We start from the raw sequence: 242 nt of genomic DNA, 5'->3' as shown, positions 1-242 counted from the left end.
GCGGTTTCTCCTGAGACTCGCCCCCCGGGCTCAGGATGGCTGCCGTGGTCAGGCGGCCAGGAGCTTCGGCAATCTTGCGAGGTTGCAGGCCGCCATGGTCATCGTGAACTGCGCGCGGACCCTGTCGAGGCCGCGGTGGACGGTCTGGGCCATGCCGCCCACGGTCTTGGCCCAGCCGAAGGTGAGGAGGACCAGAAAACGATCCGGGGGATCGTTTTCCCGACGCAAGTCGATCTTCTTGC

At 66.1% G+C, this 242-nt stretch carries 1 protein-coding gene; it reads right to left on the bottom strand.

Translation table 11 applies throughout. The features are described from left to right. Nucleotides 1-48: 48 nt before the first annotated feature. Nucleotides 49-242, bottom strand: a 194-nt coding sequence (locus tag ACH107_RS34000; protein ID WP_412509948.1) for a transposase, incomplete at its 5' end; no start/stop codon positions are given.

It is taken from the genome of Roseovarius halophilus (ex Wu et al. 2025) (assembly GCF_047086965.1).
The sequence above is the reverse complement of the archived record's forward strand: the minus strand, read 5'-3'. Positions and strand labels throughout refer to the sequence as shown.